The organism is Arthrobacter sp. S41 (assembly GCF_004320535.1).
GTDB lineage: Bacteria > Actinomycetota > Actinomycetes > Actinomycetales > Micrococcaceae > Glutamicibacter.
The window spans coordinates 1,191,313-1,214,799 of record NZ_SIHY01000001.1; the positions used below are offsets into that span (position 1 = coordinate 1,191,313).

The 23,487-nt window shown below is 56.4% G+C and carries 22 protein-coding genes; 5 read left to right on the plus strand and 17 right to left on the minus strand.

Annotated elements, in window-relative coordinates; all coding sequences use genetic code 11:
- Positions 1-24: 24 nt before the first annotated feature.
- From EYR88_RS05490 to EYR88_RS05535, 8 genes are all read right to left on the minus strand, one after another.
- Positions 25-1,275: a hypothetical protein gene (locus tag EYR88_RS05490; protein WP_207306464.1), complete on the minus strand. Its 1,251-nt coding sequence runs from the start codon at positions 1,273-1,275 to the stop codon at positions 25-27.
- 456 nt (positions 1,276-1,731) lie between these two features.
- A complete protein-coding gene (locus EYR88_RS05500; RefSeq protein ID WP_242632461.1) occupies positions 1,732-2,184 on the minus strand; it encodes a GNAT family N-acetyltransferase in 453 nt (150 codons plus the stop codon).
- A gap of 190 nt (positions 2,185-2,374) precedes the next feature.
- Positions 2,375-2,962 (minus strand): GNAT family N-acetyltransferase, encoded by a 588-nt coding sequence (locus EYR88_RS05505; protein WP_131088688.1) that lies wholly within the window; start codon positions 2,960-2,962, stop codon positions 2,375-2,377.
- Complete coding sequence (locus EYR88_RS05510; RefSeq protein WP_131088689.1) at positions 2,959-3,216, minus strand: type II toxin-antitoxin system RelE/ParE family toxin; 258 nt, start codon at positions 3,214-3,216, stop codon at positions 2,959-2,961. Before EYR88_RS05510 ends, EYR88_RS05505 begins: the two co-directional genes overlap by 4 nt.
- 12 nt (positions 3,217-3,228) lie before the next feature.
- The gene (locus EYR88_RS05515; RefSeq protein WP_131088690.1) at positions 3,229-3,471 is read right to left on the minus strand and encodes a type II toxin-antitoxin system Phd/YefM family antitoxin; all 243 of its coding nucleotides are present in this window, start codon (positions 3,469-3,471) and stop codon (positions 3,229-3,231) included.
- Positions 3,472-3,998: 527 nt separating this feature from the next.
- On the minus strand, positions 3,999-5,084 hold the full coding sequence (gene ychF, locus EYR88_RS05525) for a redox-regulated ATPase YchF (RefSeq protein ID WP_131088691.1): 1,086 nt from the start codon (positions 5,082-5,084) through the stop codon (positions 3,999-4,001).
- A 62-nt stretch (positions 5,085-5,146) separates the two neighbouring features.
- Positions 5,147-6,244, minus strand: coding sequence for a 4-hydroxy-3-methylbut-2-enyl diphosphate reductase (locus tag EYR88_RS05530; RefSeq protein WP_131088692.1), 1,098 nt, complete (start codon positions 6,242-6,244; stop codon positions 5,147-5,149).
- A 100-nt stretch (positions 6,245-6,344) separates the two neighbouring features.
- Positions 6,345-7,535 carry an SH3 domain-containing protein gene (locus tag EYR88_RS05535; RefSeq protein WP_131088693.1) on the minus strand — a complete coding sequence of 397 codons (1,191 nt, stop codon included), beginning with the start codon at positions 7,533-7,535 and terminating at the stop codon, positions 6,345-6,347.
- A 296-nt stretch (positions 7,536-7,831) separates the two neighbouring features.
- Between EYR88_RS05535 and xseA the strand changes: the two genes are divergently transcribed.
- The gene (gene xseA / locus EYR88_RS05540) at positions 7,832-9,094 is read left to right on the plus strand and encodes an exodeoxyribonuclease VII large subunit (protein ID WP_131088694.1); all 1,263 of its coding nucleotides are present in this window, start codon (positions 7,832-7,834) and stop codon (positions 9,092-9,094) included.
- A gap of 22 nt (positions 9,095-9,116) precedes the next feature.
- The gene (locus EYR88_RS05545; protein ID WP_131088695.1) at positions 9,117-9,344 is read left to right on the plus strand and encodes an exodeoxyribonuclease VII small subunit; all 228 of its coding nucleotides are present in this window, start codon (positions 9,117-9,119) and stop codon (positions 9,342-9,344) included.
- Between the two features lie 6 nt (positions 9,345-9,350).
- Here the strand turns inward: EYR88_RS05545 and EYR88_RS05550 are convergent, their stop codons facing one another.
- From EYR88_RS05550 to EYR88_RS05565, 4 genes are all read right to left on the minus strand, one after another.
- The gene (locus EYR88_RS05550; RefSeq protein ID WP_131088696.1) at positions 9,351-10,214 is read right to left on the minus strand and encodes a PPK2 family polyphosphate kinase; all 864 of its coding nucleotides are present in this window, start codon (positions 10,212-10,214) and stop codon (positions 9,351-9,353) included.
- A 146-nt stretch (positions 10,215-10,360) separates the two neighbouring features.
- On the minus strand, positions 10,361-11,581 hold the full coding sequence (locus EYR88_RS05555; protein WP_131088697.1) for a pyridoxal phosphate-dependent aminotransferase: 1,221 nt from the start codon (positions 11,579-11,581) through the stop codon (positions 10,361-10,363).
- A 107-nt stretch (positions 11,582-11,688) separates the two neighbouring features.
- Positions 11,689-12,594, minus strand: coding sequence for a glycine betaine ABC transporter substrate-binding protein (locus tag EYR88_RS05560; protein ID WP_131088698.1), 906 nt, complete (start codon positions 12,592-12,594; stop codon positions 11,689-11,691).
- 40 nt (positions 12,595-12,634) lie between these two features.
- Positions 12,635-13,105: an NUDIX hydrolase gene (locus EYR88_RS05565; RefSeq protein ID WP_131088699.1), complete on the minus strand. Its 471-nt coding sequence runs from the start codon at positions 13,103-13,105 to the stop codon at positions 12,635-12,637.
- A gap of 112 nt (positions 13,106-13,217) precedes the next feature.
- Between EYR88_RS05565 and EYR88_RS05570 the strand changes: the two genes are divergently transcribed.
- Positions 13,218-13,724 carry an Lrp/AsnC family transcriptional regulator gene (locus EYR88_RS05570; RefSeq protein ID WP_131088700.1) on the plus strand — a complete coding sequence of 169 codons (507 nt, stop codon included), beginning with the start codon at positions 13,218-13,220 and terminating at the stop codon, positions 13,722-13,724.
- 88 nt (positions 13,725-13,812) lie between these two features.
- Here EYR88_RS05570 and EYR88_RS05575 read toward each other — a convergent pair whose 3' ends face one another.
- Both EYR88_RS05575 and EYR88_RS05580 read right to left on the minus strand, forming a co-directional pair.
- Positions 13,813-14,673 (minus strand): hypothetical protein, encoded by an 861-nt coding sequence (locus EYR88_RS05575; protein WP_131088701.1) that lies wholly within the window; start codon positions 14,671-14,673, stop codon positions 13,813-13,815.
- A 180-nt stretch (positions 14,674-14,853) separates the two neighbouring features.
- The gene (locus EYR88_RS05580) at positions 14,854-15,474 is read right to left on the minus strand and encodes a GNAT family protein (RefSeq protein WP_131088702.1); all 621 of its coding nucleotides are present in this window, start codon (positions 15,472-15,474) and stop codon (positions 14,854-14,856) included.
- 86 nt (positions 15,475-15,560) lie between these two features.
- Between EYR88_RS05580 and EYR88_RS05585 the strand changes: the two genes are divergently transcribed.
- Both EYR88_RS05585 and EYR88_RS05590 read left to right on the plus strand, forming a co-directional pair.
- Complete coding sequence (locus EYR88_RS05585; protein WP_131088703.1) at positions 15,561-16,175, plus strand: 5-formyltetrahydrofolate cyclo-ligase; 615 nt, start codon at positions 15,561-15,563, stop codon at positions 16,173-16,175.
- Positions 16,176-16,328: 153 nt separating this feature from the next.
- Complete coding sequence (locus EYR88_RS05590; RefSeq protein WP_165477285.1) at positions 16,329-16,970, plus strand: RcpC/CpaB family pilus assembly protein; 642 nt, start codon at positions 16,329-16,331, stop codon at positions 16,968-16,970.
- 7 nt (positions 16,971-16,977) lie between these two features.
- Here EYR88_RS05590 and EYR88_RS05595 read toward each other — a convergent pair whose 3' ends face one another.
- The 3 genes from EYR88_RS05595 to guaA all read right to left on the minus strand — a co-directional run bounded on the left by EYR88_RS05595 (position 16,978) and on the right by guaA (position 23,348).
- Entirely contained in the window at positions 16,978-17,295 is a 318-nt protein-coding gene (locus EYR88_RS05595; protein WP_131088705.1) for a hypothetical protein, read from the minus strand.
- Positions 17,295-21,539, minus strand: a complete 4,245-nt coding sequence (locus EYR88_RS05600) for a DUF4011 domain-containing protein (RefSeq protein WP_242632541.1) — start codon at positions 21,537-21,539, stop codon at positions 17,295-17,297. Before EYR88_RS05600 ends, EYR88_RS05595 begins: the two co-directional genes overlap by 1 nt.
- 222 nt (positions 21,540-21,761) lie before the next feature.
- Entirely contained in the window at positions 21,762-23,348 is a 1,587-nt protein-coding gene (guaA, locus tag EYR88_RS05605) for a glutamine-hydrolyzing GMP synthase (protein WP_131088706.1), read from the minus strand.
- Positions 23,349-23,487: the final 139 nt, after the last annotated feature.

Here is a 23,487-nt window from a genome sequence, read left to right on the forward strand (position 1 = left end):
GCCACCAATGCTGTTATTTAGAGTTTAGGCTGAAAGCCCTGCGATAACTTTCTGCAGATCCTGTGAGGCGTGAAGGCAGTCGCTTTGTACCGGCTGGCTAGCTCGTAGCGCTGTCAGCTCGCGGTCGAGGGCCTTGTCCATCGTTCCCCAGTCCGATGGTGACATTGGCTTGAGCCCAGCTTCGGAGCTATCCCATGAGGTTTCCAGATCTTTGACTCGAGTTGTTGCTCCGGTCAGATTCCCAGCCTTGACCTTGTTCGTCACGTCATTCACGATCGTGGAGAACTGCGACAAGTCACCCAATGGGCCTTGAGCCGCGTGTTGACCTCCAGCTGCACTGGTTGATGCTTGCTGCGGTGCCAAGGAGCTACCGGCAACAAGCGTCGCTGCGATCACCAGTGCTGCACTGGCTCCGAAGGCCCAGGCAAGGTCCTGACCCTGTCCACGAGTGGAGGCCTGGTCTTTGGTGAGCACCCCGTGGCGGCGAACGATGATCTGCTCGCGGATAACCAACGCTGCGATCACGACCAAGAACAGGATACTGGTCAATGAAGCGCCCAGTCCCAAGCCTCCATAGCCCTTGTTCTGGGTGATTAGGTCGCCAATTGAAGCTCCCAATGGTCGGGTGAGCACGTAAGCAATCCAGAATGCTGTCACCGTGGACATGCCGAGCTTTGCTGCGACGGCACAAGCCACGATCAGTGCACCAAAGATGATGGTGCCCCACAAGAATCCGAGTCCCAAAGCTTCGGTTGCCAGGTCTCCAGCTGCCGTGCCCAAGGCGAAGGCGGTCAGAATAGCGGCCCAGTAGAATGCTTCACGCTTCACCGTATCGATGGAGGTGATCTTCAGTGTTCGCTCCTGCAGGTACCAAACGATGAAGACCACGGCAAGCAAGATGGTGAATACGAGGGTGGATACGTAGAGACTGACGCCTAAAGTGTCGGTAAAGAAGTCGGTGATTTGTGTTCCTACAATGCTCACCAGAACGACGGTGAGCCAGTAGATCCATGGCGTGTAACGACGAGTGCGGAACTGGATCACCAGGGCGATGGCCAATAGAACCAGCATCATGCCTGTGGTCGGCAATGGACCCAACCCCACATTAACGGCCAAGAAATCTGCAAATGTTTCGCCGACGGTGGTTGAAAGGATTTTAACGGCCCAGAATGTCGCGGTGATGATCGGAACTTTCATCATCATTTCGTTGCTTTTTCGGCGGCGAATGCCCAAGGAATCCGCTGATGACATGCCCTGTGGAACGTAGCTGCTCATATTTCCTCCAAAATAGCTGCTGATGCTTTCAAGAGAAGTTTCCAGCAGAAGAATGAGCCGAAAATGAGCAAACCAGTTTAGTTGCGTTGAGTTTCAATTCAGCATGATCAAAGGTGCTTAGACAGAGGTTCTTGTGAGTCAACGTCTCATCGGAGGTTTCCATGTCGCTGAACGCACGCGAACGTCGCGCCACCATCCAAGAGTTTGCTGATAATCTCGCTTTGTAGGGGCTGAGCGAAGATGAAGCGGTTCGGCGCTGCGACTGGAAGCAAGCGCGGATCCTCGGGATGTCTGGGTTGAGCGTGACACGCTTGAGAACGCCATCATCGCCGCTGGAAAGTCCCCTGTGCCCTACTCGAAATTGCATGAGGAAATGCGAGCTGCACCTGGCGTTTGGTACGGTGTTCCAAACAAACGCGTACAGGATTAACTGACTGGGACCCTGGCTATAAAGGCTTAGTCCACCACCCCCGGCCGCAACCAGATACGGGCGGTCGACTCCACACTCCCAGACACGTATGGCTCCGATTCGCCGGTGGGCACGTAGCCAAGCTTCTTCCAAAACGGCTCCGCCAGATCAGCATTAGTATCAACGACCGACAGTCGCAACGACTTGATGTCCGAGCTCTGGGCAACTAGATCAATGACGGCGTCGTGCCTCATCCGGCCGAGGACCTCTCCCTGACGAGCACCATCCGTCATCAGCAAGCCAATGTGAGCAACCGTCTTTGCGGGCCATCCGATGATCACATCAGCAAAGGCAACGAGCTCTTGCCCATCCCACAGCCCGAGATCAACCTTTTGTAAGCAGCTTACGTTCGGCGGCTGTGCAGTCAGAGCGTCACTCGCGGCAGTAGGAACTGGAGCTCTTCCCTCAACCAGACGCGAATACTGTGCGTTCGATTCCATGAGTCGCTGTAATGCCTTGGACTGTCTCGAATCGATCAGCCGTATGTCCATCTATACCTCTTGTGTAGTTCGGGCTGGTTCAAAGACGTCCGCTTAACCGGACATCTCGAAGCTACGGGTCATCTTGCTCGGGCTACTTGGACTTGGGACGGATCCACAGCACGTTGCTGCGAATACTAACCTTCAGCGATCACCACGCGCGACCGCATAGGTCGACCTCGCCGACAGGCCACGAACTGAGCGGTGCTTCGATGGGTAAGATCAGCAAGGGTTGCCCCGGCGCATCGAATACGGGCTTCCCAGCGCGACTTATTGAGTTCTCCGCAGCGAAGATCCGACTCCATCCGCATGTCGTGTAGAACGAAACTACATCTTCTCGACACCCGAGGTAGCCGAACGCGATACTGCCCGCAGCCGACATAGATTCTGCCGCACGAATCATGAGGCGACCCCCAAGCCGTTGACCTCGTGCACAGTCGGAGACCAAAACACCTCCGACTCCCCCCACGACAATCTCATGATCGCCGACGTGGATGCTACGCCGTGCCCAACCGACGTGACCGACAACCTCACCGTGCTGTCGGGCGACAATATGGAAGTCGTGCGGCGCGTAGCCGTACGGTAGTTCCGGATCCCATTCACCGAATTCTTGGTTGTACTCCGCATCGAATAGTCGGCGGAGTCTGCCAATGTCGCTTGTTGTCAGATCGGTGTGCGCAATGACATCGATCGCGATCTCGGTCGTGTTGTCTTCATCCAACTCACCTCGTGGCGTCACCGATAGACCTCTCGACGGTGGCCGAGGCGTAGTACTAAGACCACCAGCTCTTCTTCCTGGACGTCGTAGATGACCCGGTAATCGCCGACGCGAATTCGAAGTTCGCCTTCTCCGCCGCTCAGCTGCAGACTTCCCGGCGGACGTGGATCTTCTGCGAGTTCGTAGATCGCCGCCTTCAGGCGTGCAGCAGCCTGCGGATGGAGCCCCCGAAAGGTCTTGGCGGCTCCCCGGGAGATGAGGATCCGATAGCTCACGTCAACCCGGATTCAGAGCCCAAGCTCTGCCATCAAGTCATCAAAAGGAACATGCGGCTCCTTGCGCGCTTCCGCCGCGGCCCGAATGTCCGCTTGCTCCTCCAACGCCTGCATCGCACGGTCGAAGAACTCGGGAGAAACGACGACAGCGCGACGACCCGCACCGCGGGAGGTGATCTCGACAGGCTCACGCTGTGCAGCGGCGATGTAGTCGCTCTGCTGGCTACGGAATTGGGAAAGAGTCGCTGAAGTCATGATTCTATGGTACGACTTGTACAAGTTGTACGCAATGCTCGCAGATGCTCATGATGGCTTTAGCGATCATCTCAGAGGTCGCGGCGGACTCCCCGATTCCCAGCACAAAGCACCCATGGCCGAGCGTTAACCGGTATTGGCCAACTGACTTCTAGAACACAACGTTTGAGTGAGTATCAACAGTGAACAGTTGTCCGGGATAGCGCAGACCTGAGAAGTACATATTTGTGTGCGCCACGATCTGCTCGCCGGTCACTGCGACTGAATTCGTATAGGCCTCTAAGACGTCGTCGTCTATGAACGCGCCTGACAAAAATGAGGACCGGCCCTGGACCTACCGAGGTAGGCGGAACCGGTCTTAGTGAGTCCATCTTACTCGTTACTGCGCCAAGCATGCAGTTCTGCGTTGGTGCAGGAATGGGCATGAATCAACAGGTGCAGAGAGCACTGTTCGAGTGCCCTGTAAATACAACAAAGCGCTCCCAAGATTCAAAATCCAAGGAGCGCTTCGCTAGTGGTGAGAAAGCTTAGACATTGAAGCGGAACTCCACGACGTCGCCGTCCTTCATGATGTATTCCTTGCCTTCGATGCGAGCCTTGCCCGCAGACTTGGCGTTGGCCACTGAGCCAGCGGCAACCAAATCGTCAAAGCCAACGACCTCGGCCTTGATGAAGCCACGCTGGAAGTCAGTGTGGATCACACCGGCAGCTTCCGGAGCGGTAGCGCCGCGACGGATGGTCCAGGCACGGGTTTCCTTTGGACCAGCGGTCAGGTACGACTGCAGACCCAAGGTGTCGTAACCAACGCGAGCCAGCTTATCCAGACCGGACTCTTGGATGCCGGCATCTTCCATCATCTCGGCGGCTTCGTCTTCTTCCAGCTCGGCCAGCTCAGACTCGAACTGTGCATCGAGGAAGATCGCTTCAGCAGGAGCAACCAACTCGGAGAGCTTGGCCTGCATCTCAGCATCCGCCAGGCCAGCTTCATCGGTGTTGAACACGTAGATGAATGGTTTGGTGGTCATCAGCTGCATTGGAGCAAGCTCTTCAAGGTCAATGCCCTTGGTCTTGCCCGCTGCGAACAGGGTGATGCCTTCTTCAAGCACCTTCTGCGCGTTAAGCACAGCGTCCATGAAGGACTTCTCGATCTTCTTGCTGCGCAGTTCCTTTTCAAGGCGTGGCAGCTGGTTCTCGATGGTCTGTAGATCTGCAAGGATCAGCTCGGTAGCGATGGTCTCGATATCCGAGGCCGGATCCACCTTGCCGTTGACGTGGATGACGTCATCGTTAACAAACGCACGGGTTACCTGGCAGATTGCATCGGCTTCACGGATGGTGGCCAGGAACTTGTTGCCCAGACCTTCACCTTCCGAGGCGCCCTTAACGATGCCGGCGATGTCCACGAAGGACACGGTTGCTGGCAAGATGCGCTCGGATCCGAAGATTCCGGCGAGCACCTTTAGACGCGAGTCAGGCAACGGCACGATACCCACGTTGGGTTCAATGGTTGCGAAGGGGTAGTTGGCTGCCAGCACCTGGGCGTTGGTCAGCGCGTTGAACATGGTGGACTTGCCGACGTTGGGCAGTCCGACGATTCCGATAGTAAGAGCCACGGGAGAAAATTCTACCTTTTGCTAGTGATGAGCGCGCAATGATCTACTGGCGCGTGAATTCTTTAGTTGGACTGCGGACGGGAACCACGACCGCCAAGGGCGCGTTCCTCGTCTCCGGCTTCCTTGAGCTTGCCGCGAATTTCCTTAGGCAGCGAGAAGATAATGTCCTCTTCCGCGGTGGTTACCTCGGCGACGTCGTTGAAGCCGTACTCGGCCAGCAAGGCCACCACTTCGCGCACCAGCACCTCAGGCACCGAGGCGCCGGAGGTCACGCCGACGGTGGAGACACCTTCAAACCAGGACTCGTCTACTTCATTGGCGAAGTCCACACGGTAGGAAGCCTTAGCGCCATGATCTAGTGCCACCTCAACCAGTCGCACCGAGTTGGAAGAGTTCGCTGAACCAACAACGATCACCAAATCGGACTGTGGAGCGATGTTCTTGATCGCAGCCTGACGGTTGGTGGTGGCGTAGCAGATGTCATCGCTGGGTGGATCTTGCAGGTTGGGGAAACGCACGCGTAGTCGGCGCACGATCTCCATGGTTTCATCCACACTCAGCGTGGTCTGCGAGAGCCAGATGAGCTTATCCGGGTCCTTGACCTGTACGGTGTCAGCTTCTTCCGGGTTGTTCACGATGGTGGTGACTTCCGGTGCTTCACCGTAAGTACCTTCAACTTCTTCGTGGCCTTCGTGACCGATCAGCAGGATCTCGTAATCGTTTTTGGCAAAGCGCACGGCTTCGCGGTGCACCTTGGTGACCAGCGGGCAGGTGGCATCGATGGTCTGCAAGTTGCGGTCGGCCGCGGACTGAACCACTGCCGGGGACACACCGTGGGCGGAGAAAACCACCAGTGCGCCTTCTGGAACTTCTTCGTTTTCTTCCACGAAGATCGCTCCGCGGGACTCCAGCTCGGAGACCACGTGCAGGTTGTGCACGATCTGCTTGCGCACGTAGACCGGTGGGCCGTAGTGCTCCAAAGCCTTTTCAACGGCCACCACGGCACGGTCCACACCGGCGCAGTAACCACGCGGTGCTGCGAGCAAAACCTTGCGTTCGTTCACCTGTGGAGAGGCAGCTGCAATCTCGGCTGGAGAGCGACGTACGCGCGGAATCCGTGGGACTGGCAGCGATACCGGAATGGAAGTGGAAGTAGCCATACCTCTAGTCTACGAACTGGATGCAAGTTAGCCCATGCTCATATGATGCGCGCCACCCTTTGCACCCTGTGAGTTCCACCTCCACTCATCAGAAAACCAGCTAACAAGGCAGCGAACTTGGGAACTTCACCGGGGTGCGAACTACCGCTCCGGTCCCATCGCTACCCTTGTATGTCCGGCAGACACCGATGCCACGATTGGCCAGTTTGGCTTTGATCTGGCGTAGTGAATCGGGCGAGAAGCCGTACCACTGCATGTGCATGAGCACGGTATCCCCCTTGGCCGCCGCCGCAGCACGGGCGATGGTGATGGACTTGGATTTCACCTTCCAGTCTTCGGTATCCCGAGTCCAGGTCCATGGGGCCATGCCGCGGCTGTTGTAACCACAACGAACCGAACCGTCGATTGCCCCATAGGGTGGACGCCCGAAGTTGGTGTGGACACCGGTGCCACCAAGTTGCGCCCCAACCTTCTGACAGCTCAGTGGGCGCAGATCCGGGTGGCTGATCGAATGGTTGATCACCCATTGGCCTTTGGCGCGGGCCAGGCTGGCCAGATCCACCCCGTAGCGTGATTTGTAGGAAGCTAGGCAGTCCCCGATCGGTGCGATGACCAAACCGATGTTGGCGCTGGCGGCATAGTTGATGGTGTCCTTATATGCGCTCAGGGTGCTCGGGCAGTCATCAAAGGTCAGCACCACTCGTGAGGTCCGGTTTGGCCCGCTGCTCATTGGTGCTGACGGTGGCTTGGGATAGGTGGTGACGTAGGTTCCGCTGACCCAGCCGGTGGATCCGCCGTAGCTGACCTTGTACCAGCCGTTGGAGGCTTTGGCGTAGGCAGAGACCGTGGTCCCGGTGGGAATAGTTTTCAGAATTCGGTAGCTGGTGGATGCACCGCTTCGCATATTGAGGCTGTCTAGCGTTCGTACCGAAGCGGCGACAACATAACTGTTGCTCACGTATCCACTCTTGCCGTCGTAGCTGACTTTGTACCAGCCGTTTGACTCGCGCCCCACCACGGCAACCGAGGTGCCTTTAGGGATTGTTTTCAGCACCGAATAGGCAGTGGACGACCCGGTGCGCATGTTCAGGTTGTCGGTGGTTCGTACCCGTGCGGGCCAGTCGATGGACAGTTCGGTTGCCACAGCAACGGTTGATACTGCCGGCACGGACAGTGACCCCGCGCCAAGGGCTGAGGCCGAGAGTGGAACCGAGCCGACCAGCAATCCTGCCGATAATGCCGTTGCTCCTATACTCCGCCGGAAGTGATGATTCTTTGATTCCCCATGCATGACGCTGTGCCTTTCGCGAATGATTCTCCAATGCTCAAGAGTGTGCGCTTGGTGTAAGCGCGAGGCAACACAAAAACGAAGGCTTAATCCAATTGTTCGAAAAGCAATTCCAAGACTGCTAGTCACGATGAACCACAGCTAAACTTCACCCATTGTGATACCAATGCTCCATCTAGATTGGAGCACCGAAAGGCTCAGTAATCCCTAGAACCGTCGGTGCCATACGGTAGTCTCACTTGTGCAACAGCGATTGTGAGAGCTGGTGCCATACATCGATTTTTCAAGGAGCGGCCTGGATGGAGCCCCAATCACCAGCAAGCCTGCCGGCTACTGCTGGGCAGACCACCGCGGATAACCCGTGGCCGCTGCGCCTGCTCTCAGAGAAGCTGAAAATCCACATTGAGAACTCCCCCGTGGTGTGGGTGGAGGGACAACTGTTGGAAGCCAATGTGCGCAATGGCCATGCCTACCTCACCCTGCGTGACGTGGATTCGGATTTCTCGTTCTCGGTGACGATTTGGTCCTCCACCATGCGCAAGCTCGACGCCACCCCTGAGGTAGGTTCTCGGGTAGTGGCGCAGGTGAAGCCAAGCTTCTATGCGAAGACCGGTCGCCTTTCTTTGAATGCGACAGATCTTCGCCCGGTGGGCTTGGGCGAACTATTGGTGCGACTCGAAAGATTGCGCCAAGCTTTGGGCGCTGAAGGTCTCTTTGCCCCTGAGCACAAACTGCCACTGCCAGTTCTTCCTGGGCGTATTGGTTTGATCACGGGACGTGATTCAGATGCTGAAAAGGACGTTCTGCGCAACGCCACACTGCGCTGGCCATCCGCCCAATTCCGGGTGATCAATACGGCAGTTCAGGGTGTGGACGCTGCCAACCAAGTGACCGCTGCGCTCAAGGAACTTGATGCTGATCCGCAGATTGATGTCATCGTCATTGCCCGCGGTGGCGGCGCCTTAGAAGACCTGCTGCCGTTCTCCAACGAAGAGTTGATTCGTGCAGTATTCGCTGCCGCGACTCCGGTCGTCTCGGCCATTGGCCACGAGGCAGACCGGCCAATCCTTGACGATGTCGCGGATGTGCGTGCCTCAACTCCCACGGATGCGGCCAAGCGTATTGTTCCGGATCTTAATGAAGAATTCGCCGGACTGCAGTTGGCGCGTAATCGTCTTGAGCGCTCAATCAACAACTTGCTGGAACGCGAAGCACAACTTCTCGCCTCCGTACGTCAGCGTCCGGTGCTTGCCAACCCGCAGGTAATGGTGACTTCACGAGCCGAAGATCTAGAGCGTTGGAAGCAACGCTCTACGGACCTGCTGCACTACCGCGTGCAACGAGCCCGGGATGAGATCAACCATTTGAAATCTCAGGTACGCGCACTGTCTCCTCAGCAGACCTTGGACCGAGGCTACTCGGTCACGCAACTTGCTGACGGCAGTATCGTGCGTGAAGCCGCAGATGCCCCGGTTGATTCTGAGCTCTTCATCCGGTTGGCCTCAGGGCAGCTCACCGCGCAGACCAAACAATCAATTCCCGCCGGCGATGCCGCGAACTAACTCGAAGAATTCTGGAGCCATCATGACTACACCAATCCCTGAGGACATCAAGAACCTCTCCTACGAGCAAGCTCGCGAAGAACTGCTGACCGTGGTCAGCCAATTGGAAACCGGCGGCGTCGCGCTGGAAGCTTCGCTCGCGCTGTGGGAGCGCGGCGAAGCCCTCGCAGCACACTGCGAAAATTGGCTCAACGGTGTCTCGCAACGTCTTGAGCAAGCACGCAGCCGAGTAGAAGACACTAACGACTAAGACCCGTTACTTAGTCTCAGCCAGACGCTTCTTTTCGGCCGAGACATCAAAGTCAGCTTCCGGCCACTGCGGATCAATGTCACGCAGCGAAGCTAAGAGTAGCTCAGCTACACAGAGCCGAGCCCGCCACTTCTGATCTGCCGGAATTACGTACCACGGTGCATCTTCGGTGGCGGTACGTTCAATGGCGATCTCATAAGCCTGCTGATACTCAGCAAAAAGCAAACGATCATCTACATCGCCTGGCGAGTACTTCCAGTGCTTATCTGGACGGTCTAAGCGCTCGCGCAGTCGCGCGTACTGTTCGTCGGCACTGATATGCAGCATCACCTTGAATAGGTGGATGCCACGCTCACCTAGCTTGCGTTCAAAGGTGGGGATACGACGGTAGCGGCCCTGAATCTGTCGTCCGGTGCTCAGTTTCTGCACCTTGTGGATCAGCACATCCTCGTAGTGTGAGCGGTCAAAAACGCCGATGTGTCCCGGCTTGGGTAGCTGCTTCTCAACGCGCCAGAGGAAGTCGTGTTCTTTCTCTTCATCAGTTGGCGTCTTAAATGCGTGGTGGTCTACGCCCTGAGGATCAAACAGACCCATCACGTGGCGCACGATTCCACCCTTGCCGGAGGTATCCATTCCTTGAAGCACCAGAAGCAGTGAATCGTTGATCACTCCGTGGGATGCGGAAGCAAATAAGCGTTCTTGAAGTTCAGCGAGTTCAAGGGCAATCTCAGCTAATCGCTTGGCTGCTTGCGCCTTAGTTTGAGGAGCTTTCTTAGGCCACCATTTAGGTTCTCCGGTGGCGCGCTCGGCCAAGTCAACCGGGCCTACTACGCGCAATGAAGCTAGCAGATTCTGCGGATATTTGCTCATGACCCCAGCATAACGCGCAGTTCAGCTTCTCGGTGGGATGAATTTAGCAGCGCTGACAAATAGATGTTTCGACGCAAAAACACCTTCACCGAACCAGGTTGATGGTTCGGTGAAGGTGTAAGAGCTCAGTGCTTAGCGATCAGAGACTAGGCTCGCGCGCGCCAGTCTTCAAGGAACTGTCCAATACGTCCTACAGCGTCGGTCAGGTCTCGCACGTTAGGCAGGGTCACCAGACGGAAGTGATCCGGACGGACCCAGTTGAAGGCGGTGCCCTGCGTGATCAGAATCTTCTGAGCCTTGAGCAGCTCAAGGGCAAAAACTTCATCATCATGCATTGGGTACACTTCTGGATCCAGCTTGGGGAACATGTACAGCGAACCCTTGGCCTTTTGAACACTCACACCCGGAATTGCGGTCAGCAGGTTGTAGGCTGCATCGCGCTGTTCCAGCAGACGCCCTCCGGGCAGGATCAAGTCATCAATGGACTGATAGCCACCCAGTGCAGTCTGGATTGCGTGTTGCCCGGGCACGTTAGCGCACAGACGCATGTTGGTCAGCAGATTAATGCCTTCAACGTAGTCCTTGGCCTGATGCTTAGGACCGGAGATGGCCATCCAGCCAGAGCGGAAACCGCACACACGGTACGCCTTGGACAGACCCGAGAAGGTCAAGATCAGCACGTCATCAGCCAGCGCAGCAGTGTTGATGTGCACGGCGTCATCGTAAAGGATCTTTTCGTAGATCTCGTCCGAGAACACAATCAAGTTGTGTTTACGGGCCAGCTCCAAGATTCCCTCTAGGGTTTCCTTCGGGTAGACGGCACCGGTGGGGTTGTTCGGGTTGATGATCACGATGCCCTTGGTGCGATCGGTGATCTTAGCTTCCATGTCCTCTAGGTCAGGAAGCCAGCCCTCCTCTTCGGTATTCAGGTAGTGCACCGGGGTGCCACCAGCCAGCGAAACCGAAGCGGTCCACAGTGGGTAGTCCGGAGCAGGAATCAGGATCTCGTCGCCATTGTTTAATAGCGCGTTGAGCGAGAGCGTGATCAGCTCGGAGACACCGTTACCCAGGTAGATGTCATCCACACCAATGGTCTGGATGCCGCGGGTCTGGTAGTACTGCGAAACGGCAGTACGTGCCGAGAGGATGCCACGAGAGTCTGAATAACCTTGGGCGTTTGGCAAGTTGCGAATCATGTCGACAAGCACCGCGTCAGGCGCTTCAAAGCCGAACGGCGCGGGATTGCCGATGTTCAGCTTCAGGATGCGGTGTCCCTCGGACTCCATTCGCTGGGCATGCTCTAGTAGCGGCCCACGGATGTCGTACAGGACATTGTGCAGTTTCGTCGATTGCTTGAATTCTGCCATGATTACACTTTCTCATGTCAGGTGTGTGAAACACACCTTGTTACTCGACCGCCGTCGGAAGCGGCCGAAATCCTAAAGGGTCGAATACCAAGAGCAGTGTGAGCCTGCTACTCGATAATCCATTCCCAGCGGGTCGCCGCTTCCTTGGGCGCCATCGCCCCAGGTTCGTTGACCATTCGGTTCAGGTCCACCAGGGTCTGCTGTGAGACTTCTGCGGTTACCTTGTTCAGTTCGTCTTGCGCTTTGTCATCCACGTTGGCGCCAGCAAGCAACAGGTAGGGCTCTGCGTTAAACAACTTGGCGCTATCTGAAATGCTCTTAAAACCTTCATCAGAAATGATGGCGTTGCCGGCACTGACCGCGACCGCTCGATCCACCGAGGCGCGCAACTGAGTATCGATGTCCGAGGAGTCAACGACAGAGATCTTAGGCGCCTGGCACCCCTCGGTCTTCAGTGCTGCGGCAAGGTTGCTCGTATCCGATGCATCGGTGATCACGGTGAGCTTGCTGCAGGCTTTAGCCAGCGAGGACAGCGAATCAACCTCATGGGTGTCCGCTTCTGCCTCACTCATGACTAATTCTTTGCCCGCGTCTGCCGGGCTCATATCTAGTGCTGTGATCTGATGATCAGCATCGTTGATTTCTGAGCGCAGCTTCTTCAAATCGTCAACAGACAGAACGCCGTCGTCGCCAGTGACGCCAGCAGAATCTTTAGATAGGAAGAGCGCAGTTGTGGCTTGGTCTATCGCCACATCAGCTTGGCCGTCTTGAACCTGTTTAAAGGGATCATCGCCGGACTTGTTGATCTGAGCGGTATAACCCTTAGCTTCCAGAGCGTTTTTGTAAACCTCTGCCAGTGCTTGCTCAACTGGCCGATCACCGCGAGCAATCTTCAAGGTCACGTTCTTGCTGGACTCGTTGGTGGAAGTCTGCTCATTGGCAGTGCACGCGGCAAGTGGCAATAGCAGGGCTAGGCAGAGGACACCGAGACGAGAGGATTTTCGCAAGTTCATATCCCTATAGATTCTATGGCAGAGACTTTTAGATCAGCGGTTACTTACCAGTTGCGGTCAGTCGCAAGATGCTTTCTACACGCTCAATGCAATTCAACTTCTGAATTTCTTCGCGGGTAAACCAAGCAGCCTGACTGGTGGAACCGTTAACTTCATGGCGGAGCTCTCCACCGGTGAGTTTGGCTTTATAGACCACTGCAACAGTTTGCATTGGGTAACCTTCACCGGAGTAACGCTTTGCCCCTGGAATGACACCCGTGGTCACATCCAGCAATTCCAGCTCCCCTACCGCGTAGCCGGTCTCTTCATAAACTTCGCGCTTGGCACCTTCGATAATTGGTTCGCCTAGATCAATGCCTCCACCGGGCAGTGACCAGCGGGGTGTAAATTTTGGATCTCGGTGGCGCATGTCCCAGAGTGTCAGCAGTATCTTTCCTTCGTTTTCCACCAAGCAGTATGCTGCCAGTCTGGTATCGAAGGATTCACCGGTGTGCTCAGAACGACGTGTCATATCCCCAATATATCGGTTTGTTCAGCGATTATTTGCCCTACCGCTCAGGGCATAAGGCAGTTTATTTGCCAAATATCCCACTGAAGCCGTGAGGATGTGATGAAATATTCTTATGGCCCCGCACTCAGAGCATTCTTCAAACGTCGATCTAGATGAAATTGATCGAATCATCATCGACGAACTGGTCGCTAACGCACGTATCTCCAACGCCACGTTAGCCCAGCGCGCAGGCATCGCGCCGTCGACTGCGCTTCTGCGCACCCGTTCGTTAGTGGAACGTGGAATCCTCACCGGCTATCACGCCGAAGTGGCACTCGGGACCGTAGGCCGAACCGTTCAGGCATTGATCTCGGTCAAACTACGTGCCCATGACCGCGAGAAAATCGATACCTTTGTGGAGCGGATCCCCCGCCTTCCAGAAGTTCTCTCCATGTTCCACGTTTCCGGTGGCACCGACTATCTCCTACACATCGCTGTAGGTTCCACGGACGCATTGCGCGACTGGGTGCTAGATAACTTGGCAACCGATGAATCCGTTGGGCACACCGAGACCACTTTGGTCTTTGCGCATCACCGTGGCAACCAGGGTCCGCTGCCTACAGAAGACATGATGCACTAGTTAAGACCAGCTCAAAAACGTATTAAAAAAAGCTGTGATCCTCACCGATATTCGGTGAGGATCACAGCTTGTTTTTTGCTCAAAAGTTTTATGCGCGGCGGCGCTGCATTACTGCGTCTAAGTTCAGACGAGGCTTGGTGCTGGAAACCGAAAGGTCAGAGGCTGGCAAGGTGCCGGTCACTGGAGCAACGGTTTCCGCTACTGGAGCTTCAGGCTCCTTTGGTGCAGCTTCCTTAGTAGTCTCAGCACGCTTGGTAGCTACCGAAGTAACTGCCGCACGGTCTTCTGCGGAAACCTCGGTAGCCAAACGCTTGGCATCTTCCGAAGCCTTGAGGCTGATCTGCTTGCTTGGGCGTAATGGCTGTTCGGCAGGAAGTGGAGCCTTCTGAGTACGTACCGCAGGTGCTTCATTAGCTGTCTTCGCAGCCTGAGCGATGCGTTCGCTTGCTTCAACGTAGGTTGGCTTTGGCACGCGGGTTGGAACCCAAGTATCTGGCTGCTTCACGCCACCGTGACCGTGAGCTACGCGTAAAGCTTCGGCGCGAAGTTCATCAGCGGTGATGGCCGGTGCACGAAGTGCTGAGCCTGGACGAGCGTCAAAGACTTCTTCACCATCGTGCTTGCGTGCGATGACCTTGTTGGCAGCGTCTTCAAAGGCCGGGGTCTGCAGGGCCTTCTGGCGGGTTGCTTCAAGGTGATCAAGCAGCTTGCGGTTGCGGTCGCGTACAGCGAGCATTCGCAAGGTAGCGAAGGAAGCGACTGCGAGCAGCGCGAAAATTCCTACAGTGCCAAAGGAGAGAGAAGTGAACGGAGCCAAGATGACTCCGAGAACTGTTGCCAAAATTGCCAAGACACCGATCAGTGCAACGGACAACCGGCCATAGCGCACACGTATCTTGAGTTGGGACGCAGCATCTTTCTGCGAAGCGCTCTGGGACGTGCCAGCCATGTGGGTCCTCCATCACCGATTGAGTCGGTCAAATCTCATAGAGTCGAATATGACTCTTTCATCTCAACCCTATGCAACCTTTCCTACGGTGACACGCACATATGTCGGTGTGTCTATAAGTTTTCACCACGAATCGTCGCTTGAGTGAAGACCTCTGCGCGTAGTGATGCTAATTGTGCTTCATCGTTCGTAGATGCGTTCGAGCATCGTGGTGGAAAGCTCTTCACGGTTCAACGCAAAGGTACGATGATCCGCCCACGCACCATTGATATGCAGGAACGCCCGGCGCAGACCTTCATCCCTAAACCCCAGCTTTTCCACCACCCGAAGGCTTGCCGCGTTCTCCGGGCGAATGTTGATTTCCAGACGATGCAGATCCAAATCCTGAAAACAATGATCAATCACCAAAGCGCAGGCTTCAGGCATCAGACCGAAACCCGCGTGACTGCCATCGATCCAATAACCGATAGACCCACTGCGCGCCGCACCGTACTGAACTGAAGAAAGCGAGACCTGACCGATCAGCGGAGGCCGTGATTGACGAAGCTGCGGCAGAGCGATGGCCCAGGAATAGCCGCTGCCGTCACGTGCAGCTTCGTCCTTAGCGCGAATCATCTGCGTATAGGTCATGGGTTCTGGCACACCCAAGGGACTGGTGGGGTCCCACGGTTTGAGCCATCGCGAGTTGGTGTAACGCAAGTTAAGCCACTCTCTCTCGTCGCGCAAAGTCAGCTGGCGCAACAGCAGTCGGTCCGAGGTCAATTCAGGAACCAGACGTGAGGCCCGAGGAGAGAAGAACATGAGCACATCGTAATACCCGAATGCTCACTTGGCGTGCACCGTTGCGGGCCGGTTCCAATTCATTGCGTTTTGCGTAAGCTGTAAATATGACTGCCGATGCTTCGAAGAACCGAGACGTAGAGAAGAAAGCTGTCCGCACCAAAATTCGGGCCGCTCGACAAGCTTTGGATCCTGCGACCCGGGAGGATCATGGCAAGCAGTTGGCAGCTACGGTCCTCGGCTATCTCACGCAGAGCACCGGCATCGTTCGAAAGGTCGCAGCTTACTGCTCCTCCCCCGGTGAGCCGGACACTTCAGTCTTATTAGATGCCTTGGTCAATGAGGGCATTGAAGTTTATCTGCCCATTTGTGAACCAGACTTCGCGTTATCTTGGGCTGCATACTCCCCGGGCATCGAGTTCCTACCTAGCGCTCAAGCACCTGTTCTGGAACCGGTGGGGCCACGCTTTGCCAATGACATCTTTGATGACATCAACACCATCATCATTCCGGCATTGGCCATTGACGCTCAAGGACGTCGCCTTGGCCAGGGCGGTGGTTACTACGACCGGTTCCTGCCGTTGATCGAGGATTCACCGGTGCGTGTGGCTGCTGTGGTTTACGACAGCGAATTTGTTGACGAAGATGCCTTCCCTGTAGCTGAGCATGATCAGCCGGTGGATCTAGTTTTCACTCCTACGCAGGTGCATCAGATCCCGTAAAGGCAACAGGTCTGGATTACAGATTTACGCACAGTTCGTTTCCAATGCATCTGGGTATCAAAGACTCCACGCTTGCATTGGGGTATGAGTTACTTCTCCAGAACTGTCACGGCGCCACGTCCTCCGGTCATACCTAAACCAAAAGTCCGCCCGGTGCGCACTCGTAGCGAACTCTTGCGTCGCTACCGCAAACCTTTAGCCATCGGGTTTGCACTCTTGGCGTTGGCCGGCACACTCAATGTCTTTTCTTCAGGACAGCTCTCTCAACGTGAAGTTGTTGTTGTGTCCAGCGACATCGCTGCCGGCAGTGAAATTTCGGCCAATCAGCTCACAGTGCAAACAGCACGATTAGACCCACAAGATAGCGAAGTCTTCGAGTCTGCTGACCGATTAGTTGGCCAGCGAGCCGCTGTGGGTTTGGATGCCGGAACGGTGGTGCGCAAGTATGCGTTGGTTGGGCCTCAGCTTCTTGCTGGGTCCATCGAGGGCACAGTGGCGGTACCTTTACGACTCAGTGATCCGGCGACAGTTTCGTTGCTTCATCCCGGTCAGATGGTGGACATTGTACTGACTACCGGGGATGGCTTTGACCAGGAAATTCAGTCACGGACCATAGCCAAAGCTGTACCCGTTCTTTGGGTTCCGCAAAGTGCAACAAGTTCAGAATTTGGCATGCTCAACGGCGCCAGTGCAACGGGCGAAGGAATTATTGTGGTCGCTGCCGCCAGCAGTCTTTCTGATGATCTTTCCGGAGCGGTCTCTCGTGGCAAGGTCTCAGCGGTCTTAGTCAACTAGCTAAGGTTTAGCCCCAGTGTGGTGGCTTTTCGCGCTTCATGAGTTCAGCAAGATCTTCTTTGGAATCTCCCCAGCTACGCGGGTCCTGATCTTTGGCAACTAGATCTGCCAATGGATCGGTGGTGCGCTTGGACCGATTCGAAGTTGCTGGCGAGGAAGTTCCGTCAGCGGATTGACCCGTAGCTAGAGCACGGTCAACGGACGCTGAGCGCGGCACCGGTGTGTAACTTCCGGTGAGCTGAACACGCTGTTCAAGATGTTGTGATGGTGCGACAACGCGCGGTCGCTTACGGCGACCGCGCGTTGGTTCTTGCTCAGAAGTCATTACTTCTTGGACTCCACCTGTTCGGCAGTCTCGCTGGCTGGAACCGGTGCCGGAGTGGTTGGCTCGGCTTCTGGTGCCACCTGCTCAGCTGGCGACTTAGCATCAGTTTCCTGTGCCTTGTTCTCACTCTTGTCTTCGCTCTTGGCCTCGACCTTAGCTTCAGCCTTCGGTTCCAACTTGGACTTAGCGGACTTAAGCAGCCCGCTCTTTTCCTTCGGCGCTTCGTCGGTGGTTACCTCACGGGCAGAGACCGGACGAGCGGCAGTCAGTGAACTGCGCGAGCTAGATTCCTTGGCTACTGCAGGAGTCGTAGGAGCCTTGAGCTGCAGGTAGGTAGCCAGACGTTCGGTGACTGATCCTGGATCGGTGAAGACGTCGATGGTCCACAGTGGGACATAACGCCAACCGTGCTTCTCGAAGAATTCTGGGCGCAAGCGGCTACGCTCACGAACAGTGAGTTCCGCGTAGTGCTCGGTGCCGTCATAGACCACAGCAAGCGGACGGATGCCGCTTTCTGCCGCGTCAAAAACGTGAGCTGAAAGGTCAAGGACACCGCGGTAGTCCTCGGCAACAATCGCACCGCGTTCACGTAAACGACGAGCCAAGTCAGAAACCAGCGGATCAAAGCGTGGGTTACGCATGGCGCTTACGCCCGAGTCCCCGGCCTGTACCCGACCGAACAGTTCAAAGAACTGACGAGCGCCGCGGTACACGCGGTTCAGGTCAACGTCGTTGGGCAGCAAGCTGGAAACCAAGGTCATGCGGCTGCGCGAACGAGTCATCGCAGCAACAAAGAGCTGTTCTCCACCTTCGCGTGAGAGTGCACCAAATTCGTGCAGGATCTTACCGTGGGTGGTACGGCCGTAACCCCAAGCGAAGATTACCGCGTCACGGCGCAAGCCGATCAAACGATCCATGGTGGTCACCACGAATGGTTCCTGCTTTGAACGCAAGTAATCCATTGCGTACTTGTGGTTTGGTAGCTGCACTCGAATTGCTTCAGCGATAGCTGCTGCATGGCTTCGGTTTGAGGCAATAACAGCCAAGGATTCTTCACCCTGGTTCTTGAAGTGCTCAAAGACCAAGTCAACAATGCGGGCCACTTCAGCTGCCGTGGTCTGGACACCGTCTTCGCTGTTGACCAGCGAGCCGGTAGCGTCCGGAACATACTCACTACGCAACAGTGGCGAATTACCACTGATGTTCACGGCCATTGGCAGACGTGAAATTGTTGAGTCGTAGTAGGTCGTGGACAGCTGCTCCACCAGACCTTCGTCGATCCCGCGGTAAACGGTGGACAACGAGCCTGAAACCAAAACCTTGTTCAATGCCGAGAGTGCAGAGACGTCCTGCTTGTGCTCAACAACGCGGGCGGTTGGATCCACGGAAACTTCAAAGCGCTTCGGGGCACCGAGCATTTCATCGCCAATGGCAATGACCTGACCGGAACGGCGAACGGCGTCAAGTACTTCACGCAAGGACAGGTAGTTGGCTTCGAGCAGGATGACTGCATCAAATTCTGCGTTTTCTGGCAGTGCGCTACCTAGCAGCAGTGGAGCCGAAACGATGACCGGAGTCAACGAGCTAGCAAGAGGAGCACCGAGTCGGAACAGCCCAGCGATAGTTGGGGTTCCGTCCTTGAGCATATTTCGCAGTGCGCGGGAACCGGCACGGTGGTCAGCTAGGGCAGCCTTCCAGTTACGCGACAGAGCCCAACGAATACGATCTGGTCCGGAAGCAATATGTGCACCGTCAGCCAGACGGTAATCTGCCTCGATCTTTTCCAGCTTGGAGCCATCGTTCATGGCCAGGAAGTCATCCCCGGAAATCATGGCATCCAGCACGGACTGCCACCAGGCAAGTTCCAGTTCGCTGTCTACGGCGTCCGTATCGATTTCACGTTCGGCGAAGTCATCCAGCAGATCACCTAGACCAGCTTCGGTGAGCTGTTCGGAGATCAACGTGCGTTCTGGCAGTTCGCCCAAGTCTTCGCGGCGGTCAACCAATGCTGCAATAAGATCCAGCAACTCGGCAATCGGCATTTCGCGCAGGCGCGATCCAACGGAAGAAGGCAGCATGGTCGCAAGCTTATCGATGCGTGCACCAGCGTCGTGGTAGCCAGCTTCAACGTCCAACAGTCCACCTGGGACCTGTGGGTTGCGCTGGCTGGTGGCGATGGCGCGCCATGCATCACGCTGGACAGAAACTGCCTGCAAGGCGGACTGCAGATCAGCGATGTGCATGCCCGGACGAACGTATTCCTTGGCAATCTTGCGCAGACGGGAACGGACAATGGAGCCCATTTCCACGCCGTGCTCACGACGCCATGAGCTGGTCGCGGTAGCCGCGATCAAATCATCAATGTCGCCTTCAAAAATGTCTGATTCAAACTTATCTAGCGAACCACGTACGGCCACCAGCAACTGCAGCTGGTCGCCCCACTTGTCGTAGCTGTCTTCCAGACGGATCTGTGACTGCTGAGCAATCTTCTCCATGTGCTCATGAAGGATCGGCAGGTCGCGTCCCAAACCGCTGGCCAGGGACAAAGCCTGCTCTGTGGCTTCAGCGTTGCGCAGTGGAGCACCGTGCCATGGGCTGGTGGTGTGTTCCTTGGAGTAGGCGCCCAGCTGTGCCGCACGCTTAAGCTGTGCAGCTACGTGGCCGCGCTGACCCATGGAATCAAGCACCGAACGCTTCAGGCGCACCGTGGTGGAAGGCGCAGGTTCTAGAGCAGCTAGTCGAGCCAGCTCCTGCATCGCCTGGTATGGCGAGCAACCCCAACGGCTACGCACCGAATGCAACGACTTCACGTGTTCGTGCAAGGTGTGGCGGGAATCGCGCAGACGCTTGAACATCGTGCCCAGCTGCGGTTCGGTAGCCTGCTCATTGCGCAAAATAGCCTTGGTCAGCAAGGTGCGCAGGGAATCTGGATCCTCATTAGGTTCCAGCAAAAGGCTTCCGGCATCCAGCTTCTGATTAAACAGCTGAACAAATTCTTCGGCGGCGGAGCGCTGTTCGGCAACAACCAGAACTCGCTTGCCCTGAGCCGCCAATAGTGCGGCAGCGTTCAGTGCGGTCTGGGTGGCACCGGTACCGGCGGCAGCGTTAATTGCTACCGATTCTCCGGCGGAAATGTAGTCAAGCATTTTTGCTTGGGACTCATCAGCGTCCAGCAAGTACAACTCATCTTCTGGATCACGATCATCTGAAGACTTGGCCAGCGTGGTGTGGCCGGTGTGCACCTTGCGGGCCGAGGTTTCCTCGGTTGAGCTTGGCTGCTTGCGTGAGCGGGTGCTGTCCTTGAGGATATTGCGCACTCGGCCAAAGCGGGAGCCGGACTTTTCACCGTTGCCAGCTTCTTCAGTCTTGGACTCGTCAGCAGTAGTCGGCGTGGAAGCGGCAGCACTGTCGCCAGCAGTCTTGTCGGTGTCAGACTTGTTGATGGTGCCAGCAACGTTTGGCTTGGCAGCAACAAGTTTGGCTAGAGCTTCAGCTGTCTTGTTATCCGACGCGCTCTTAGCTTGCTTTTCGGATTCGTCATAACGGATCAGTGCTTCGATGACCGGGTGTGAGCCCGAAAGCTTTGCTGGATCAGCTGGGTCCATCAGTTCAGAGAAGGTGGAGAGCAACAGGCGGTGGCCTACAACAACGCCAGGAACCTCAGACATCTGCTGGCGCAGTGCATCCATGCCACGAGCTGGATCAAAACGAGCGATGGAGTACGCAGCAGCATCAACGGCGTCGATATCTACCCGGGCTTCGTGGTCAGCTTCAAACTGACGGACAAAGGCAGGGGAAACGGTGGCGCGACCCACCAGCTGCAGGTCATAGTCATCAGCGTCTACGTGCTTAGTCAGCGTGATGCGGCCGAGCATAATTGGCGCCGATACTGGTTCGCTCTTACCGTCGTGGACTGCGCGCCAGTTGGCAACACCGGCGGCTAGGTAGCCGACATCGATGCCGCGCTCTTCCCATAGCTCATTGATCTTAGCGGCCAGGGCGCGCGCGGTACGGCGTGCGGTGGCGTACTGTTCTGCATCATGCAGCAGGGTGGACAGGCGCGTGCGCCGTCCGGCAAGAAATTGCGCCAGCCCCGAGGGGTTGGCGTGGGTGATATCGATGCTGTTGGACGTCGACGGAGCAAACCGCAAGGTGGTATCCGCACCAGCACTTTGTCCTAGGGATTTTACCCAGGTTGCTACCCGCTCGGAGGTAGCATTCTGTCCACTAGCCACGACAGTCATTCCCTTCACTGAACCGACCATTTTCGGGCGCACTGCGGTGCAAATACGCCTCTTTCTAACGTAGTGCACCAAGCGCCCAGATCAGGGGTGCGAAACACGTTTTAACTGCGTGAAGCGGAACCGAAACTAGTGAGCAACGCCCTTTCGGGGTTACACGCCTGTTTGCAGGTTCCGCTTCCGATCCACAACAGTGATTTTGTGTGGATTAGCAGTGCTTAAGGATTACTCCCACTCGATGGTTCCAGGTGGCTTGGACGTGACGTCCAGCACCACTCGGTTAACCCCATCGACCTCATTGGTGATGCGGTTGGAGATCTTCGAGAGCAGATCATAAGGCAGGTGCGACCAGTCGGCGGTCATGGCATCCTCAGAGGAAACCGGACGCAGCACGATTGGGTGACCGTAGGTACGGTGATCGCCCTGTACGCCTACCGAGCGAACATCGGCAAGCAGTACTACTGGCATCTGCCATACTTCGTTGTCCAAGCCTGCAGCGGTCAGTTCGGCGCGAGCAATCGCGTCGGCCTTGCGCAGGATGGACAGGCGTTCTTCATTCACCGAACCAATGATGCGGATACCCAAGCCTGGGCCAGGGAATGGCTGACGGCCAACAATTTCCTCTGGCAAGCCGAGCTCGCGGCCCACGGCGCGTACTTCATCCTTGAACAGGGTGCGCAGTGGTTCAACGAGTTCAAACTGCAGGTCCTCTGGCAAGCCGCCCACGTTGTGGTGGCTCTTGATGTTGGAGGTACCTTCGCCGCCACCGGATTCCACGATGTCCGGGTACAGGGTGCCCTGAACCAGGAACTTCACCGGCTCACCTTCGGAAGCTGCTTCAGCGATGATCGCTGCTTCAGCTGCTTCGAAGGCACGGATGAATTCGCGGCCGATGATCTTGCGCTTGGTCTCTGGATCAGAGACACCTTCCAAAGCGGTCAAGAAGCGTTCGCGCTCATCAGCGATGTACAGCTTGGCGCCGGTGGAAGCAACAAAGTCCTTCTCCACCTGCTCGGCTTCGCCTTCGCGCAACAGACCGTGGTTGACGAATACACAGGTGAGCTGGTCACCAATGGCACGCTGTACCAGGGCTGCGGCAACTGCGGAGTCTACGCCGCCGGACAGACCACAGATGGCCTTGCCGGTGCCGACCTGAGCACGGATGCGCTCGATCTGCTCTTCAGCGATGTTATCCGCGGTCCAGTCCCCTGCCAGGCCGGCACCGTTGTACAGGAAGTTTTCCAGTACATCTTGGCCGAACTCGCAGTGCTTAACTTCTGGGTGCCACTGCACACCGTAGAGGCGCTTGGCCTCGTTGGCGAAAGCGGCAACTGGTGCACCGGCGGTGGTGGCCAGTACTTCGAAGCCTTCTGGAGCTACCGAGACAGCGTCACCGTGGCTCATCCATACGGTAGGGGCCTGTGCGGCGCCTGCCAGGATGGAGCGTGCTTCGCCCTCAAAGTTGGTGGGGGTACGGCCGTACTCACGCAGGCCGGTTTCCGCCACGGTTCCGCCCAGAGCGTTGGCCATGGCCTGGAAGCCATAACAAATGCCCAAGACCGGTACGCCGGCTTCAAACAGGTCGGCCCCTACAGAGGGGGCACCATCGGCGTAAACGCTGGAGGGACCACCGGAAAGGATGATCGCTGCAGGGTTCTTGGCCAAAATGGCTTCAGTAGAAAGGGTGTGCGGAACGATCTCCGAGTACACACGGGCCTCACGTACGCGGCGAGCGATAAGCTGCGCGTATTGGGCCCCGTAGTCGACGACCAGAACCGGCTTATGTTCTGGATTGAGGGGAGCAGTAGTCACCGTTACAGTCTACGCGGTTCCCCGCGCGCGAAACAGCACGAGCACTGTCATCAGCGTCACCTAGGGCGTCACACAATAAAACCCACAATAAAACAACGGGCGAACCAGATGATCTGGTTCGCCCGTTGATAAATAATCT